This is a genomic window from Mediterraneibacter hominis (assembly GCF_014287475.1).
Taxonomy (GTDB): Bacteria; Bacillota; Clostridia; order Lachnospirales; family Lachnospiraceae; genus Mediterraneibacter; species Mediterraneibacter hominis.
Map to the genome: position 1 here is coordinate 732,623 of NZ_JACOPF010000001.1, position 17,666 is coordinate 750,288.

At 44.6% G+C, this 17,666-nt stretch carries 13 protein-coding genes; all 13 read right to left on the reverse strand.

What is annotated here, in order from left to right; genetic code table 11:
- Window positions 1-8: 8 nt before the first annotated feature.
- The 13 genes from alaS to dxs all read right to left on the reverse strand — a co-directional run bounded on the left by alaS (window position 9) and on the right by dxs (window position 17,664).
- Window positions 9-2,648 (reverse strand): alanine--tRNA ligase, encoded by a 2,640-nt coding sequence (gene alaS, locus H8S37_RS03460; protein ID WP_186874638.1) that lies wholly within the window; start codon window positions 2,646-2,648, stop codon window positions 9-11.
- A 32-nt stretch (window positions 2,649-2,680) separates the two neighbouring features.
- Window positions 2,681-4,192, reverse strand: coding sequence for a 4Fe-4S dicluster domain-containing protein (locus tag H8S37_RS03465; RefSeq protein ID WP_186874639.1), 1,512 nt, complete (start codon window positions 4,190-4,192; stop codon window positions 2,681-2,683).
- Between the two features lie 126 nt (window positions 4,193-4,318).
- Complete coding sequence (locus tag H8S37_RS03470; protein ID WP_186874640.1) at window positions 4,319-6,709, reverse strand: homocysteine S-methyltransferase family protein; 2,391 nt, start codon at window positions 6,707-6,709, stop codon at window positions 4,319-4,321.
- A complete protein-coding gene (locus tag H8S37_RS03475) occupies window positions 6,706-7,356 on the reverse strand; it encodes a vitamin B12 dependent-methionine synthase activation domain-containing protein (RefSeq protein ID WP_186874641.1) in 651 nt (216 codons plus the stop codon). Before H8S37_RS03475 ends, H8S37_RS03470 begins: the two co-directional genes overlap by 4 nt.
- 4 nt (window positions 7,357-7,360) lie before the next feature.
- Entirely contained in the window at window positions 7,361-8,236 is an 876-nt protein-coding gene (gene metF, locus H8S37_RS03480; RefSeq protein WP_186874642.1) for a methylenetetrahydrofolate reductase [NAD(P)H], read from the reverse strand.
- A 39-nt stretch (window positions 8,237-8,275) separates the two neighbouring features.
- Window positions 8,276-9,724, reverse strand: coding sequence for a glycogen synthase GlgA (gene glgA / locus H8S37_RS03485; RefSeq protein WP_186874643.1), 1,449 nt, complete (start codon window positions 9,722-9,724; stop codon window positions 8,276-8,278).
- Window positions 9,725-9,839: 115 nt separating this feature from the next.
- Complete coding sequence (gene spo0A, locus H8S37_RS03490) at window positions 9,840-10,631, reverse strand: sporulation transcription factor Spo0A (RefSeq protein ID WP_186874644.1); 792 nt, start codon at window positions 10,629-10,631, stop codon at window positions 9,840-9,842.
- A 126-nt stretch (window positions 10,632-10,757) separates the two neighbouring features.
- Window positions 10,758-11,930, reverse strand: a complete 1,173-nt coding sequence (gene spoIVB / locus H8S37_RS03495) for a SpoIVB peptidase (RefSeq protein WP_330604838.1) — start codon at window positions 11,928-11,930, stop codon at window positions 10,758-10,760.
- The gene (recN, locus tag H8S37_RS03500; protein WP_186874645.1) at window positions 11,902-13,614 is read right to left on the reverse strand and encodes a DNA repair protein RecN; all 1,713 of its coding nucleotides are present in this window, start codon (window positions 13,612-13,614) and stop codon (window positions 11,902-11,904) included. The genes spoIVB and recN overlap by 29 nt, the downstream gene beginning before the upstream one ends.
- Before the next feature lie 8 nt (window positions 13,615-13,622).
- A complete protein-coding gene (argR, locus tag H8S37_RS03505; protein ID WP_186874646.1) occupies window positions 13,623-14,081 on the reverse strand; it encodes an arginine repressor in 459 nt (152 codons plus the stop codon).
- Between the two features lie 4 nt (window positions 14,082-14,085).
- Window positions 14,086-14,919: an NAD(+)/NADH kinase gene (locus H8S37_RS03510; RefSeq protein ID WP_186874647.1), complete on the reverse strand. Its 834-nt coding sequence runs from the start codon at window positions 14,917-14,919 to the stop codon at window positions 14,086-14,088.
- A gap of 10 nt (window positions 14,920-14,929) precedes the next feature.
- Entirely contained in the window at window positions 14,930-15,757 is an 828-nt protein-coding gene (locus tag H8S37_RS03515; protein ID WP_186875757.1) for a TlyA family RNA methyltransferase, read from the reverse strand.
- Window positions 15,758-15,771: 14 nt separating this feature from the next.
- Window positions 15,772-17,664 carry a 1-deoxy-D-xylulose-5-phosphate synthase gene (dxs, locus tag H8S37_RS03520; RefSeq protein WP_186874648.1) on the reverse strand — a complete coding sequence of 631 codons (1,893 nt, stop codon included), beginning with the start codon at window positions 17,662-17,664 and terminating at the stop codon, window positions 15,772-15,774.
- Window positions 17,665-17,666: the final 2 nt, after the last annotated feature.

The following is a 17,666-nucleotide window of genomic DNA, read 5'->3' on the forward strand; positions in this document are numbered from 1 at the left end:
GCAAAAACTTAAGAAACCTGACCTTTAAGCACCTCCGCTGCCTTTAAAAGCGCGTCGTTTATCCCCGCAGGATTCTTTCCGCCTGCCTGCGCCATATTCGGACGTCCTCCGCCTCCGCCTCCGACAAGCCCTGCGATTGCTTTTACGAGATTGCCGGCATGGGCTCCCTGCTTTATCGCGCCTTCTGTCGCGGTTGCCATCAGGCTGACCTTATTTTCTGCTCCCGAGGCAAGCACAACAACGCCTTCCCCTAATTTTTCCTTGAACTGATCTCCCAGCTCTCTTAAGCTGTTCATATCCACGCCGTCTATCTCTGCCGCAAGAAGCTTTATCCCCGCTATCTCCTGCACTTTGTCAAGAACATCTCCGGCCGCTTCCTGCGCCATCTTGCTCTTTAAACTTTCTACCTCTGAATGAAGTGTCTTATTATCCGCCAGCATATGAGCGATTTTATCCGCCAGATTCTCCGGTGTTGCCTTTAAAAGAGCTGCCGCATCTTTCAAACGCTTCTCTAAGCTGTCATAATATTTCATCAGCCCTTTTGACGTGAGCGCCTCGATTCGTCTGACCCCGGCCGCTACCCCTGTCTCTGAAATAATCTTGAACGCCATAATTTCACTGGTGTTCTTTACATGTGTACCGCCGCAGAACTCAATCGAAAATCCATCCATATCCACCACGCGGACAATGTCTCCATACTTTTCACCAAACAACGCCTGCGCGCCTGTCTTTTTTGCCTCTTCAATGGGCATATTTTTTATAGAAACAGCAAGTGCATTTCCAATCTGCTCATTGACGATTTCCTCTGTTTTTTTAAGTTCCTCCGGCGTCATCGCAGAAAAATGCGTAAAGTCAAAACGAAGTCTGTCTTCATTTACACTGGATCCCGCCTGCTCTACATGGGTGCCGAGCACTGTCCTAAGCGCCTTCTGGAGCAAATGCGTCGCGCTGTGGTTTCTGGCAGAAAGCACGCGCTTTTCTGCATCTACTTTTAAAGTCACATTGTCACAAACCTTTATCATTCCCCGCACGACTCTGCCGACATGGCCGATTTTACCGCCTAAAAGCTTGATCGTATCTTCTACCAGAAATTCTCCGTCTGCTGTAGAAATACTTCCTGTATCCGCCTCCTGCCCGCCGCTGGTCGCATAGAACGGAGTCTCCCGGACAAATATAGTTCCTCTCTCCCCATCGGAAAGTGCATCCACGATTTCTTTTTCCGTTGTCAATACCGTCACTTCCGACTCCCAGCATAAATTGTCATATCCTACAAAGGTGCTGGTAATATTCGGGTCGATCGACTCATAGACGGTTACATCTGCCCCCATATAGTTGGTAACCTCTCGGGCTTCTCTCGCTGTCTTTCTCTGCACTTCCATTGCCGCATGGAAACCTGCCTCGTCCACATTTAAATTCTTTTCTTCCAGGATTTCTTTTGTCAAATCCAAAGGAAAACCATAGGTGTCATACAGCTTAAACGCTTCACTTCCTTCTAAAAGCTTTGTATGTTTTGCTTCCATCTGCGCGATTATCTCAGAAAGAATCCCCAGACCTTGATCGATCGTCTTGTTAAACTGCTCTTCTTCCTTCGCAATGACCTTTAAGATAAACTCTCTTTTTTCTTCTAACTCCGGATAGCCATCTTTCGAACCATCGATCACAGTCTGTGCCAGCTCCGGAAGAAAGCCTTTCCTGATATTCAGCAGTCGTCCATGACGGCATGCTCTTCTCAACAGGCGGCGCAGTACATACCCTCTTCCTTCATTTGAAGGCATAATTCCATCTGAAATCATAAAGGTCACAGATCGGATATGGTCTGTAATAACGCGGATAGATATATCCTTTCCGCTGTCTTCTCCATATTCTTCTCTCGCAAGAGCACATACATGATCCCGCAGTGCTTTTATCGTATCTACGTCAAAGATCGAATCTACATCCTGCACAACCAAAGCCAGACGTTCTAAGCCCATGCCGGTATCAATATTCTTCTGTTCCAATTCTGAATAATTGCCATTTCCATCATTGTCAAACTGCGTAAATACATTATTCCAGATCTCCATATAGCGGTCACACTCACAGCCCACTGTACAGCCTGGCTTGCCGCAGCCGTATTTTTCGCCTCTGTCATAATAAATCTCTGAACATGGGCCGCAGGGACCGGAACCATGCTCCCAGAAATTATCTTCCTTCCCGAACTTAAAAATACGTTCCGCCGGAATTCCCATCTCCTGGTTCCATATCTGAAATGCCTCGTCATCCTCCAGGTAAACAGACGGATACAGTCTGTCAGCGTCCAGTCCTACTACTTCTGTCAAAAATTCCCAGGACCATTTGATCGCATCTCTTTTAAAATAATCTCCAAAGGAGAAGTTGCCCAGCATCTCAAAAAAAGTGCCGTGCCGCGCCGTCTTTCCTACATTTTCAATATCTCCGGTACGAATACACTTCTGGCAGGTAGTTACGCGTTTTCGCGGCGGAATTTCCTGTCCTGTAAAATAAGGTTTCAAAGGTGCCATTCCAGAGTTAATAAGCAGAAGACTCTTATCATTATGGGGCACTAAGGAGAAGCTTTTGAGTGCAAGATGTCCCTTACTCTCAAAAAACTCCAAAAACATCTTTCTTAACTGGTTTACTCCAACGCGCTGCATTCTTTATCCTCCTGGTTCTTTGATTTCAATTTTTATTTTAATTCGATTTCCTCCAGCTCTTTTGGCGGAATCGACTTGCTGGAATTTTTCACATACGCCGCAAGATCCTTCTTTGCCGCTGCCACAGGGATATTTGTTCCGGCACCTGCGATACAGCCGCCCGGACATCCCATTCCTTCTATCAGACATCCATTCATACGTCCTGCTTTTGCCAGAGTCAGAATTTTCTTACACTCGGCAAGCCCTTCCGCGTGCTCGATATTTACCTGAACATCTGGATAATATTCGTTTATACACTTTTCAATTGCTTCTGCCACGCCGCCTGCGCAGGCATATCCACGTCCGGCTCCGGTAGCATCATGGAAGGAAGATTCCGCCTCATATTTCGTCAAGTCAATTCCTTTCGCGTCAAACATCGCCTGCATTTCCTCAAAGGTTACGACAAAATCCACATCACTTCGAACACTTCTTCTGGATGCCTCTAGTTTTTTTGCCGCGCATGGGCCGATAAATACTACCTTTGCATCTGGATGCTCCTGCTTGATCGTACGCGCTGTCGCTACCATCGGTGTAAGCTCCTGCGAAATCTGGTCGATGACATCCGGGAAGAATTTCTTCGCCATTACCGCCCAGGACGGACAACAGGAGGTCAGAAGAAACGGCAGTTCTCCCGTCACTACTTTGTCTACATAATGATGCGCTTCCGCAATCGCGCCAATATCCGCACCCAGTGCAACCTCGTATACCTCTGTAAATCCAAGCTCACGCAGTGCCGCCTTGATATTGCGCGGTGTAATATTTTTACCAAACTGTCCGACAAATGCCGGCGCAATTTCAGCTACAATCTCCTCGCCTTCCGAAAGTGCCCTCGCAAGCTGGAAAATCTGTGACTTGTCAGATATTGCTCCAAACGGGCAGCTTACCATGCACATTCCGCAGGATACGCATTTTTCATTGTCAATGAAGGCACGTCCATATTTGTCCGACACGATCGCTCCCACCCCGCATGCCTTCTGGCAGGGACGTTCTTTCTTGGCAATCGCGTCGTATGGACAGACAGACTTACATCTTCCACATTTGATACATTTTTCCTGATCGATATAGGAACGCCCGTTTACCATAGAAATCGCGTCGCGCGGACAGACCTCCTGACAGGGATGTGCAAGACACCCTTTACAAATATTGCTTACCTCATATTTGTTCTCCTCACAGCTTTCACATGCCGATGGAATCACCTGCATAAGCGGCGGCTCATAATATTTTTCAGAAATATTGCTTGCCTCTACTCCTGCTGTTAAATGCACCGGCTTATTCTCCGGCCGGAGAGAAAGCCCCATTGCCAGTCTCAAACGCTCTCTCACAATCGCACGAGAACGATACGTGCTTTCTCTATATTTCTGCGTGTCATCATTTACAATTTCATAGGGTATCGCTTCCATATCATCCAGTAACGTTTTCGAGTCTGCTTTGAATCCTAATTTTGCAACCTCTGTAAACACCCTTCTGCGTATTGCCCTCACCGGTGTCTGCAATCCTCTCATCATAGATTCCTTCCTCCTGATTCTCCTAACCTGCCCGTAAGCAGGTGTTTTTCCTTTAACAAATATAACGCCCTGTTAAAACATTGTCAACACGCTTATTTGTATAAAAAGCGATACAACCTCCTTTTGTCATTTCTTCTCAAATACGCTCTGCGCATAATACACTGACTGCATGGCATCCTTCCCATAAAAATCCGCCCCTATCATGTCCGCATACTCTTGGTTTAAGACGGCGCCCCCTACCATCACCTTGCATGCAGGTGCCTTTTTTCTTAATTCCTGTATCGTAGCTTCCATGCTCACTACTGTAGTTGTCATAAGCGCGCTCAATCCTGCCAGACGGATATTTTCTTCGCATACAGTCTTTACAATCTTTTCAGGCGGAACGTCCTTTCCTAGATCAATCACCTCAAAGCTATAGTTTTCCAACAGCACTTTTACAATATTCTTCCCAATATCGTGGATGTCTCCCTTTACCGTAGCAAGTACGATTTTCTCTTTCTTTTCCTGAGAACCTCCTTTTTCCGCTATCTTCTCCTTCAGAACTGCGAACGCGCTTTTGGCCGCCTCTGCGCTCATTAAAAGCTGCGGCAAAAATACAGCGCCTTTTTCAAAGCCCTTTCCCACATTGTTAAGCGCTGGAATCATATATTCGTTGATAACCGATAGCGGTTCTTCTGTCATCACCAGTCTTGCCGCGATTGTATTCGCTTCTTCCTTCAGCCCCTTCTCAATTGCCGTCTGCAGTGTCATATCGTGAGATGCTGCGGCCAAAACAGATGGCTTTGTGTCTGCGGCTGCATATTTTTCGATAAACCTTTCACAATTTACATCCAGATTCATCAATGCATGATATGCATACCAGGATTTCATCATATCCTCGGAGGCAGGATTGATGATCCCTGCGCTAAGTCCGTTTTGCATTGCCATTGTGTAAAATGCCGCATTGATAACCGGACGGCTTGGAAGTCCAAAGGAAATATTCGATACCCCCAGTACCGTATGGACGCGCAATTCCTGGCGCAGTCTTCTCAACGTCTCCAAAGTGACTTTCGCTCCCTCCGGCTCTGAACTCACCGTCATAGCGAGGGCATCTATCACTATGTCCTTTTTCTCTATTCCATATTTCGCAGCTTCGTCAATGATTTTCCGCGCGATTTGTACTCTTCCCTCTGCATCCTGCGGAATACCGTTTTCATCTAACGCCAGTCCGATTACCACACCGCCGTATTTTGCAATCAGAGGAAAGACTTGATCCATGGACTCTTGTTTTCCGCTGACGGAATTCACCATTGCCTTTCCATTATAAATGCGCAGCGCCGTCTCAAGAGCTTCTGTATCTACCGTATCAATTTGGAGAGGCAGGCTTGTAACACTCTGCAGACTCTCTACTACCTCTTTCATCATAGCCGGCTCGTCAATATCTGGAAGTCCCACATTGACATCCAGAATATGGGCGCCCTTATCCTGCTGCATAATTCCTTCTTTTAAAATATAATCCAAATCATGATCCTTTAATGCCTGTTTGAATTTTTTCTTTCCGGTAGGATTAATCCGCTCTCCGATGATTTTAGATCCTTCCTCTAAAAATACTGCCTGTCCGTAAGACGACACCACTGTAAACACCTTTTTTTCCGCCGCCTTCACAGGAATTCCTCCACAGCGCTCTGCCATTGCCCGGATATGTTCTGGAGTAGTCCCGCAGCAGCCTCCCACAGCCGCCGCGCCTTTTTTTACGATTTGTTCCATCGTATCCGCAAACGCTTCCGGCGCCACATCATAATAGGTAACACCGTCCTTTTGTTTGGGCAGCCCTGCGTTTGGTTTTACAATCACAGGCAATGATGTATACTTCAACAGCGCATCTAAAACAGGCAGCATTTGCCTTGGCCCCATCCCGCAGTTTATTCCCAAAGCGTCTACACGCAGTCCTTCCAAAAGAGCAGCCACAGAAGGTACGTCCGCCCCTGTCAACAGCTTGCCTCTCTCGTCAAAAATAGTCGTAACAAAAACCGGAAGCGCTGTATTTTCTTTTGCTGCGAGCACCGCTGCCTTCAGCTCATACGTATCGCTCATTGTCTCAATATGGATGACATCTGCCCCCGCTTCACTTCCATAAAGCATCACTTCTTTAAATGCCTCATATGCCGTCTCAAAATCCAGATCGCCCATGGGTTTTAAAAGCTTTCCAGTAGGACCAATATCTAAAGCAGTATAAATCCTTCTGCCGCAGGCCGCCTCTTTAGCCGCCGCATGTACATGGGAAACGGCAGTCTGTACAATCGCTTTCAAAGACAGCGTATCATCATGAAATTTCAGCGCGTTTGCTCCGAATGTATTGGTCAGTATGATGTCGCTCCCCGCCTCTATATACTTCCTGTGTATACTCTGAATGATCTCCGGATGTGTAATATTCCAGCTTTCCGGCAGTTCTCCGGGCAAAAGCCCCTCCTCCTGGAGAAGCGTTCCCATTCCCCCGTCAAAAAATAATAGCTCTTTTCCCAAACGTTCTCGTATCATAGCGTATCCCTTCTGTATATGCAGTCTTTTTTTTCGCAGACCTCACAGCCCTTTATATGACATTTTTCTTCCGCTGTACTTACACCGATCACCGCTGTAACTGACTTTGTCGGAGTCATCATACAACTGTCTGTCATGGTAAGCCCGATTGTCTTGGCACAGTCCAACATTCGTATCAGTGATTTCTGATATTCAATCGCAAAATCTCCATATCCGGGACTAAATCTCGGACGAAGATATTTTTCTTCTTTTCGCAGTTTTTCCCCTATTTTTTTCTGACACATATCGCAGTACTCCTCCAGCATTGCCGCTGCACATGCCTGCAAGACAACTGTTTTTGCCATATCTGTAATCGTGTATCTTCTCAGCAGAGCATCTACACCTGTTCCAAGCGTTGCGCCAAAAAAAATCACATCACTGCATCCTCTTAAATTTTTTCCCAAATTCCTGCTTTTTATCTTCAAACTTCCTGCCATCATCTCTGTATCGTTTATCTGTCTGAAATCAAAAATACGATAGATGGATTTTAAGCTTGCCGCTTGTTCCAGTTCTTTAAAAGAATCTGAAATCATCGCAAGAGTCTGATCATCTACCGCATTTCTGCCAAATCCCAGATAACGTATGGCCTCTCTGACCCGTTTCTCCATACTGTCACCCCTGGCATTTTACAATCTCAGATAAATTTTGCATAATAGCAGATGCAATTTCTGGTTTATTCATAGAATAGATATGGATATTCCTTATACCATTAGCCAGCAGATCAATAATCTGGTCTGTCGCATAGGCGATTCCTGCCTGCTTCATCGCTTCCGGCGAATCTCCAAAACGATCTAAAATAGCCAGAAATCTGCGCGGAAACACAGTACCGGAGAGTTCCTGGCTGCGTTTCATCTGCGCCGCGCTTGTGATCGGCATAATACCGGGGAGAACTGGTACTGTAATTCCTGCTTCCCGTATCCGGTACAGGAAATTATAATGAATATCATTGTCGAAAAACATCTGCGTCGTCAGGAAATCAACACCGCAGTCTACTTTCTGCTTCAGATATTTGATGTCATCTACTTTATGTTCATTTTCCACATGTCCTTCCGGATAACATGCCGCACCAATACAAAAATCCCCCTGTTTTCTGATTTCCTGTATCAACTCATACGCATAGTGAAACCGATCGCCGGACGGAAACTGCGCGCCCGCAGGAATATCCCCGCGAAGTGCGAGGATATTCTCAATACCAAGCTCCTTTAAATTTGCAATTACTTTCCTGACCTCTTCCTTTGTAGAAGAAACACAGGTCAGATGCGCAATGCTCTCCACGTTTAACTCCCGTTTGATATAGGAGGCAATCTTTGCCGTATTCTTGCTCGTTCCTCCTCCGGCGCCGTAGGTAACACTGATATATGCCGGCGTAAGCCTGGCTATTTTCTCTGTTGCTTCCATTACTTTGTCAAATCCTGCTTCTGTCTTGGGCGGAAACACCTCAAAAGAAATATGGATTCTCTCTTCTCTTAGCTTGTCAATAATCTTCATGTAATCTCCTGTCTGTAACTTTATGTTTTTTCTTTATGTCTACTCTCCCAGCAGGCTCTTATACAGCTCTTCATACTGTCTTGCCGAGTTCTTCCATGAAAAATCCTTCATCATCGCACGCTCTACAATTTTATTCCAATCTCTTTTTTTATCGTAGAAAATATGCTCTGCATACCGGATCGTATTTAGCATTTCATGGGCATTGTAGTTTGCAAAGCTAAAGCCTGTTCCTGTTTTTTCATACTCATTGTATGGCTCTACTGTATCTTTGAGTCCGCCTGTCTCCCTTACAATTGGAAGCGTTCCGTATCTTAAGCTCATCAATTGGCTTAAACCACATGGTTCAAACAATGACGGCATAAGAAATGCGTCACAGGATGCGTAAATCTTGTGTGAAAGTTCATCTGAATAATAAATATTCGCAGAAACCTTTCCCGCATACTTCCATGCAAAATGGCGGAACATATTTTCATATTTTACTTCCCCTGTTCCAAGCGCCACAATCTGCACAGCGTCCTGGCACAGCTCATCCATCACATAATCAATCAAATCAAAGCCTTTCTGGTCTGTCAGGCGGGAAACAATCCCGATCATCATCACATGCGCATCCTTATTGAGCCCTAATTCCTCCTGCAGAGCCAGCTTATTGGCAGCCTTATTCTTACGAAATGTATCTACTGTAAATTTTTTTGCAATCTTGTTGTCTGAAAATGGAGCGTACTCTTCATAGTCCAATCCATTTACAATTCCACACAAATCATTGGATCTGGCGCTCATCAGCCCGTCCAGTCCTTCTCCAAAGAATGGAGTTTTAATCTCCTCGGCATACGTCTGGCTGACTGTCGTCACCTTATCCGCATAGACAATCCCGCCTTTTAAGAGATTCGCGTCTCTATATGCCTCCATCTTATCCGGTACAAAATAATACTCCGGCAGCCCTGTAATTTCTCTCACCGTTTTTGTATCCCACACTCCCTGGAACTTCAGGTTATGTATCGTTATCGTCGTCTTGATTCCCCTGTAATATTCGCCCATATACCGGAAATTATCCAGATATACCGGTATCAGTCCTGTCTGCCAGTCATTACAATGAATCAGATCCGGACGAAACCCAATAACCGGTAAAATACTTAAAACTGCTTTGGAAAAAAATGCAAACTTTTCAATGTTCCATTTCGGATCCCCATCATATGGAGCAAAGCCGCTGAAATAGTGTTCATTGTCAATAAAATAAAAGGTAATTTTATCGTATACATATTTCAAAATTCCCACATACTGGTTTTGTCCTGCAATATCCATGTAAAAATGATCTACATATTCCAGTTTTTCTTTCCATTCCTGTTTCATGCAGCTGTATTTCGGCAGTACCACGCGGGTATCATATTTTTTCTTGTTAAAATATTTGGGCAACGACCCCACTACGTCAGCAAGACCGCCGGTTTTGATAAATGGCACACACTCTGAGGACGCAAATAAAATGTTTTTCATCTTTTCCCCTCCATTTCCAGGTATATTAAGAACAATCTCTATTGTAGTTCATTATACCTCATTTTCACTGTAATGAAAAGAAGTTTATCTTCTGAGGCTGTCTGAAAATGTGCTTTTAGCCCCTATGCTTGTATTCTAACTGGATTGTATCCGCAATCAGCGCGATAAATTCTGAGTTGGTAGGCTTCCCTTTCCCTGTGCTGACTGTATAGCCGAACAATTCATCCAGCGTATCCAGCTTGCCTCTGTTCCAAGCCACTTCAATCGCATGCCGAATCGCCCTTTCTACTCTGCTGGAAGTCGTCTGATATTTCTTCGCCACTGTAGGATAGAGAACCTTGGTAATCGCGTTTAAAACATCCATGTCATCTACCGCCATAATAATAGCATCACGCAGGTAATGATAGCCCTTAATATGTGCCGGTATCCCTATTTCATGCAGCATATTGGTGACACGATTTTCCAAATCCTCCTCTCTGATTGCGGCATCCCCCTTTGTATCTTCGTTCTTTTTCTCATAATTTCGGAACATTTTTCTGACAGATTTTATCCGGTTTAACAGCATTTCGTTGTTAAACGGCTTCATAATGTAGTAATTTGCCCCTTTATTAAAGGCATCTTCTGTAATCTTCTCTTGGCCAACCGCTGTTACGACAATAAAATAGGGACGCTTATTCACCAGCTTGTCCTGACTGACACGTTCCATCACAGTCAGGCCGTCCATTTTCGGCATAATCAGATCCAGCAGTACAACATCCGGCTGCTTATTCCTGATAATCTGACACATCTCTTCGCCATTCTTTGCCTTCCCTACTACATTCAGCTCCTTGTCCATGTTGATAATCTCCTCCATCAAATCGAGGATTCTCTGATTATCATCAGCGATGGCTACACTCAAATGCTCCATAACTCCTTTTTCTCCTTTAGACAGAAAACCTCTTTTTGAAAACGCCACATTGCTTATTATATCTACACGCTTATGCAGAATCAAGGAGAATTTGTTGCACTAATTCGACACCCTTTCGACAAAAAGCTACTCGGCCTCTTTCAGCATATTTTCGATAAAAATTCCATAACCTTTTGTCGAATCTTGTACAAATACATGGGTGACTGCTCCGATCAGCCTGCCATTCTGGATGATTGGACTTCCGCTCATTCCCTGTATAATCCCGCCTGTTTTTTCCAAAAGGGCTTCATCTGTCACCTGTATGACCAATCCTTTGTTAATTTCTTTTTCAGAGGTGTCGATATCTGTCACTTCTATGTCATATTCTTGTATCTGATTATCGACAAAGCAACGCATTGTCGCCTTTCCAATTTCAATTTCCTCCTTCGCCGCTGTCTCGATCGGTATCTGTTCTTGAAATACATCATCTATCTTGTCGACCGTTCCATAAATACCGGCATCCGTATTTTTGTCAATTGTCCCAAGCCTGTTATATCCATTATAAACGATGATCCCTTCCATGCTTCCGGGAATTCCATTTTCTCCCTTTTTGATCGACTGAATACTTGTTTTATATAAACTGCCGTCGGCAATATTCATCAGTACATTCGTATCTGCATCGTGAATTCCATGCCCCAATGCCCCGAATCTGCTCTTTTCATTCAAAAATGTAATCGTTCCAAGTCCCTGTACATTATCTCTGACCCAGATTCCTAGTTTATATTCATTTGGACTACTTTCTACCGGCTCTATCTTAACATCTAACTGTTCCTCATCTCTGCGCAATGTAAGTACCACTTCTTCATCATCTAAATTTTCTAACGCTTTGAGAAGTTCTTTTTTATTATGGATTTCCTGGTTGTTAAATCCTGTAATATAATCTCCAGCTTTCACAAGATGTCCCGCTGGTTCATGCTCCTGCCCGTCTATTCCCTCTATTTCCTCCGTATTTAAAACCATAACTCCATCTGTCTCCATATAAATGCCGACCGGCATACCTCCAAGAAGTACTGTATCATCGGAGATTGCCTCAGTGCCTGCCTCTGTCTGCCAGCTTTCTTTTTTGCCGCTTTGTGCCTGATATCCAATCAGACAGGCAAGAAGCGCCGCCGTCACAAGAAAGGAGAAGATAGCACTATTTCTGCTTTTTTCTCCACTTTTTGTCATATCTGCCCACATCCTTTCTTCCGTATCGTAAAGAAAAAAACGGATACCTTTTAAGTACCCGCTTTTAGTATGTGAGCTTTTTTTCGTTTTCACACTGGTATTTCCTCTCACCCGCTGCCAAATCTTTCAATTCCTTTGCACTGTCCAAAATACTCTCTGTGACATTGGCACCGCCTAAAATACGTGCAAGCTCCGCAATAGATTCTGTTCTGTCCAGTGCGCGGATATGTGTGCTGGCAGCTCCATTTTCTGCCGTTTTTTCTATCAAAAAATGCGTGTCCGCCGCCGCCGCAATCTGCGAAAGGTGCGTAATACAAATGACTTGTCTGTTCCTGCCGATCACACGCATCTTCTCTGCTACTTTTCCTGCTGTTATCCCTGAAATTCCTGTATCAATCTCATCAAAAATCAGAGTCGGTGTATCTTCCTCATCCGCAAGAACCGTTTTTACCGCCAGCATGATTCTGGACAGTTCTCCTCCCGAGGCTACAGAAGAAAGCGGCCGTAAGGCTTCCCCCGGATTCACTGCAATATAAATTTCTGCAGCATCTCTTCCGTTCGCTGTATAATGCCCCAGATCCGAAATACATATCTCAAACCGATTATCCAGAAAATTCAGATCTGCTAATTGGCTTTTAATTTCTTCTGAAAATGCTTTTGCAGCCTTTTTTCTCACATTATGCAGCTTCTCACAAATCGTTTTCAATTCGTTTTCTGCTTTTTTTGTCTCTTGCTCCAGTTTTAGAATATAAGCGTCGTAATCCTCCAGCTCTTTTAGTCTCTGTATTTTTTCGTCAGAATATGTCAGAATTTCTTGAATCGTACTGCCATATTTTGCCTTTAAATGATTGATTTGATTCAATCTGTTTTCTGTCTCATAAAAATCTTCTTCAGAGAATTCAAAACTTTTCGCATAATCTGACAATTCTCGGTTAAAATCATTGAGAAGGCTGTCAATTTCTAAAAGCTGGTTATACAACTGTTCTCCTTTTTCGTCACAGTCCGCAGCCTCCAAAAGCGCCCTGATTGCCCGACTTAATAAATCGCTCGCGTTACTTGCAGCATCTTCGCTTGTATACTGATGGGCCTCTGTTATCCCTTCTTTTAATTTTCGACTCTTTACCATGCGCCGGTAAAGGGTTTCTAACTCCTCATCCTCTCCATTTTCTAAAGAAGCTTCTTTAATTTCTGCGACCTCAAATTCAGCCAACGCCATTTCTTTTTTTCGTTCTTCTTCGTTTAGTGCAGATTCTTCCAGCTTCCTTGTGCATTTTTTATATTTTTTAAATGTCTCCTCTGCCTTTTCTTTCAGAGATGCAATCTCTGGTTTCGCATACAGATCCAAAAGAGCAAGGTGATTCTTTTTATCGAGCAATGTCTGATGCTCATGCTGGCCATGAATGTCAATCAACAGCCCTGCTACGCTCCTTAGAATATTCATGCTGACTGTTTCTCCGTTAATCCGGCTGACACTGCGCCCTTCCATCAGTTTTCTGCTTAACACCAGCATCCCGTCTTCCGGAAAAATATCATATTCCTTAAGCTGTTCTTTAAGCCTTTCATCCTCCACCAAAAAGACAAGCTCCACCAGACCGGATTTAGCACCGTTTCTTAAAATATCTCCTGTATACCGCCCGCCCAGAGCAAGGTTCACAGAGCCCAGCAAAATCGATTTTCCTGCTCCCGTCTCCCCTGTCAGTATATTAAGGCCCGATTGAAATTCCACTTCCGCTTCGTCGATCAAAGCTAAATTTTTTACATGCAGATTTTGTAACATATGTTTACCTATATCCCTTTTGATACAATCCTTCGTATTTTTTCCATCACAGCTACTGTCTCTTCTACACTTCGTATCGCGCACATAATCGTATCGTCTCCGGCGATACAGCCGACCACCTCATTCCACTTCATAGCATCCACCGCCACCGCGACCGCCATCGCCATTCCGGACACCGTCTTGATAACAAGAATATTCTGCGCCATATCCATCGAAAGATACCCGTCTTTTAATACCCGCACATATTTCTCACTCATGCCTTCTTCATCCTGCCTGTGGATGACATATTTCTGTTTTCCGCCATCCACAGAAACTTTCGTAAGCTTTAAGTCGCGAATGTCGCGCGATACGGTTGCCTGCGTCACTTTAAACCCTGAACTATTTAAACGTTCTGCAAGTTCTTCCTGTGTTTCAATGTCATACTGACTGATTAATTCAATAATTTTTGCATGTCGGCTGACTTTCATTTTTCTAGTTTCCTTTCATTTTTTTACGCATGGTTTTCATAAAGCTTTCTCTGCTTAGCTTAATCAGCTTTGTCGTCTCTTTTGCCTTTCTTATACAGACTCTGTTTCCTGTCACAAGAGGAATTCCTTCTGTCCCGTCAAATGTCAGAAGAACATGCTCTTTTCTGCCATATCTTCCTTTGCAGATTTCCACCTCGATCTTATCCTCTGCCGAGAGAACAATGCTGCTTGTATTCAGAGCGTGGGAACAGATAGGAGTGAGCACGAACATGCTCGCCGTCGGTTCCACAACAGGGCCTCCTGCGGAGAGATTATATCCTGTTGTCCCTGTAGGTGTAGATATAATCAATCCGTCTGCCAGATACGTATTAAGAAGTGTTCCGTTTACATAGACGTCAAACTGTACCACTCTAAGGCCGCCCTCCCGCGTCAGGACAATATCGTTTAATGCCATGTCACTGACCACCTGATCTACTGTCCCCTGGATCATCATTCTTTCTTCAATATCCGGCGTCCCTTTAAACAGCATGTCAAGCGCAGCTTTACATTCTTTCAGCTCTACTTCCGCCAGGTATCCGAGTGTACCTAAGTTGATTCCTAAAAGCGGGATATTATATCCCCCCAATTCTCTCGCCGCACGAATCAGTGTTCCGTCTCCGCCAAGCACCAGCGCACATTCTACATCTTCTGGAATACTTTCGGGGATAATATGTCCAAGCGCATCCTTTTGCGACAGAATACATACTTTTTTATTTTGCTCGATATAGGCTTTTATTTCCTGTGTAATTTTATAATCTTTGTCTTTCAGCCTGTTTGTAATAATATAAAATCGTTCCATAGCTTTCCTCTTATTTTGCCAGTGTGTCAAATGCAGTATCTACAGTCCTGATAATGTCGGCAGTGATTTCTGTTTCTGCCTGGCTTTTTACATTCCTTCCTTCCAGAGGATATTTTTTCAGATGCACGAGATACTCAATATTCCCTTCCGGCCCTTTGATTGGGGAAAAATCCAGCGCCAGGACAGCAAAGCCAATCTTCTGCGCATAGTCCACTACTTTTTGGATCACTTCTACATGTGTACTCTTTTCCCGCACGACCCCTTTTTTCCCGACCTTCTCTCTGCCTGCCTCAAACTGTGGTTTAATCAGAGCGACGATCTCTCCTTCTTCTTTTAAATAATTCCAAATCGGCAGCAGCACCTTCGTCAAAGAAATAAAAGAGACATCAATGGAAGAAAAATCAATCGGCTCCCCTATATCTTCCGGTTTCACATAACGAATATTTGTCTTTTCCATACAGACAACACGTGCATCCTGCCTCAATCCCCAGTCCAACTGTCCATACCCTACATCAATGGCGTATACCCTGCTTGCACCATTTTTTAACATACAGTCTGTAAATCCCCCGGTAGAAGCTCCTACGTCTGTACAGACCTTTCCATTTACGTCCGTCTGGAAATTTACAAGTGCCTTTTCCAGCTTTAAGCCGCCTCTGCTGACATATTTTAATGCGTGTCCTTTGACTTCAATCTGCACCTCCTCTGGAAATGTGGTTCCCGCCTTATCCTCCCGCTGTCCGTCTACATAGACATTTCCAGACATAATAATTGCCTTTGCTTTTTCTCTGGACGCCGCTAAATTCCTTTTTACAAGCAGTACATCTAAACGTTCCTTCATGCTCTTTTCCTCTGTTAAACTGTTTTTTTCCATACGCCTTCTATCACCGCTGCATAATCTGTAATAATCTGCTTTACAATCACTTCCGGTGTCAGACCTACCTCCCGGCGCAAAACTTCTACACTGCCATGCTCCACATACTCATCCGGAATCCCAATATTACGTACTTTTACATTGAGCTTTGCTTTCGCAGCATATGCAAGCACTTGCTCTCCAAAGCCTCCGGAAAGCACATTTTCCTCTATTGTAACAATAAGGGAATGATCTTTTGCCAGATATTCCAGCATCTGTGTGTCCAGCGGTTTTATAAACCGGGCATTGATAAGACTACAGCTATATCCTATCTCTTTTAATTCCCTGCGCACTTCATCTGCAAGAGGTGCCATGTGTCCTGCAAAGATTAAGGCAATGCTTTCTTCCTCATACAAAATCTCACTCTTGCCAAGTACAATAGGAGAACGGAATCTCTGCATGCCCTCATAGGCTTCTCCACGCGGATACCGCAGCGCCACCGGAGCTGAAAGCTCTACTGCAAACCGCAGCATATCTGCCATTTCCCATCTGTTTTTCGGAGACATGACGATCAGATTGGGAATCATAGATAAAAAGGACAAATCAAATACTCCCTGGTGCGTCTCTCCGTCACTTCCCACCAAACCTGCCCGATCCACAGCGAACACAACCGGCAGATTCTGCAGACAGACGTCATGGATCATCTGATCGTATGCCCGCTGCAAGAAAGAAGAATACACAGCAAACACCGGTTTCAGTCCTCCCGCTGCCAGTCCCGCTGCGAAAGTCACTGCATGCTCCTCCGCAATTCCAACGTCAAAAAAACGGTGCGGATATTTTTGGGCGAATCTGCCAAGTCCAGTACCATCCTCCATCGCCGCGGTAATCCCTACTACCTTTTCATCATGCTGTGCAATGTCCAAAAATACCTTTGAAAATACTTCCGTATATGTATCCGGCCCCTTTTTCCCCTCTGTCTTTCCTGTCTCTATATCAAAAGGCCCTGTGCCATGGAATCTGGAAGGATTTTCCTCGGCTGGCGGATACCCTTTTCCCTTTTTCGTCAGCACATGGACAAGTACGGCGTGGTTTACTCTCTTTGCCTCGCAGAAAGTTTTATAAAGCTTGCGCATATCATGCCCGTCTACCGGCCCTAAATAAGTAATCCCCATATCTTCAAAAAACATTCCCGGTACAAAAAGCTGTTTGATCCCACTCTTCGTCTTTTTTACCTGATGTACGATCCGTTCGCCCTTCCTCGGAATTTTGCGCAGGGTATCTTCTACCCCCTTTTTCAATTCCACATACGCCTGTGCCGTTCTAAGACCGTCAAGGTAGCGGGACATTCCGCCTACGTTCTCTGAGATCGACATATGATTGTCATTGAGCACGATGATAAAATTGCTCTTTAGCTGCGACGCATTATTTAACGCTTCGTATGCCATTCCTCCAGTCATTGCGCCGTCTCCTATGACCGAGACGATACGGTGCTTCTCTCCAAGCAGATCGCGCGCCGCCACATACCCAAGCCCCGCTGAAATAGAGGTAGAGCTGTGTCCCGTATCAAATGCATCACACGCGCTTTCCTTTCTCTTAGGGAAACCGCTTAACCCCCCATATTTGCGTAAGCCGTCAAATCCCGCCTTTCTTCCTGTCAAAAGCTTGTGCGTGTAGGACTGATGCCCTACATCCCAGATAAGCTTATCCTGCGGAAATTCTAGGGCGAGGTGCAGTGCAATTGTAAGTTCTACAACGCCTAAATTGGAAGCAAGATGTCCGCCTGTATGGCTGATCTTTTCTATTAAAAATTGCCGGATTTCCTCAGCGAGTGGTTTTAATTCCTCCGGCTTTAAATTCTTTATATCGTTTTCTTTCTGGATTTTCTTAAGCAGCATAA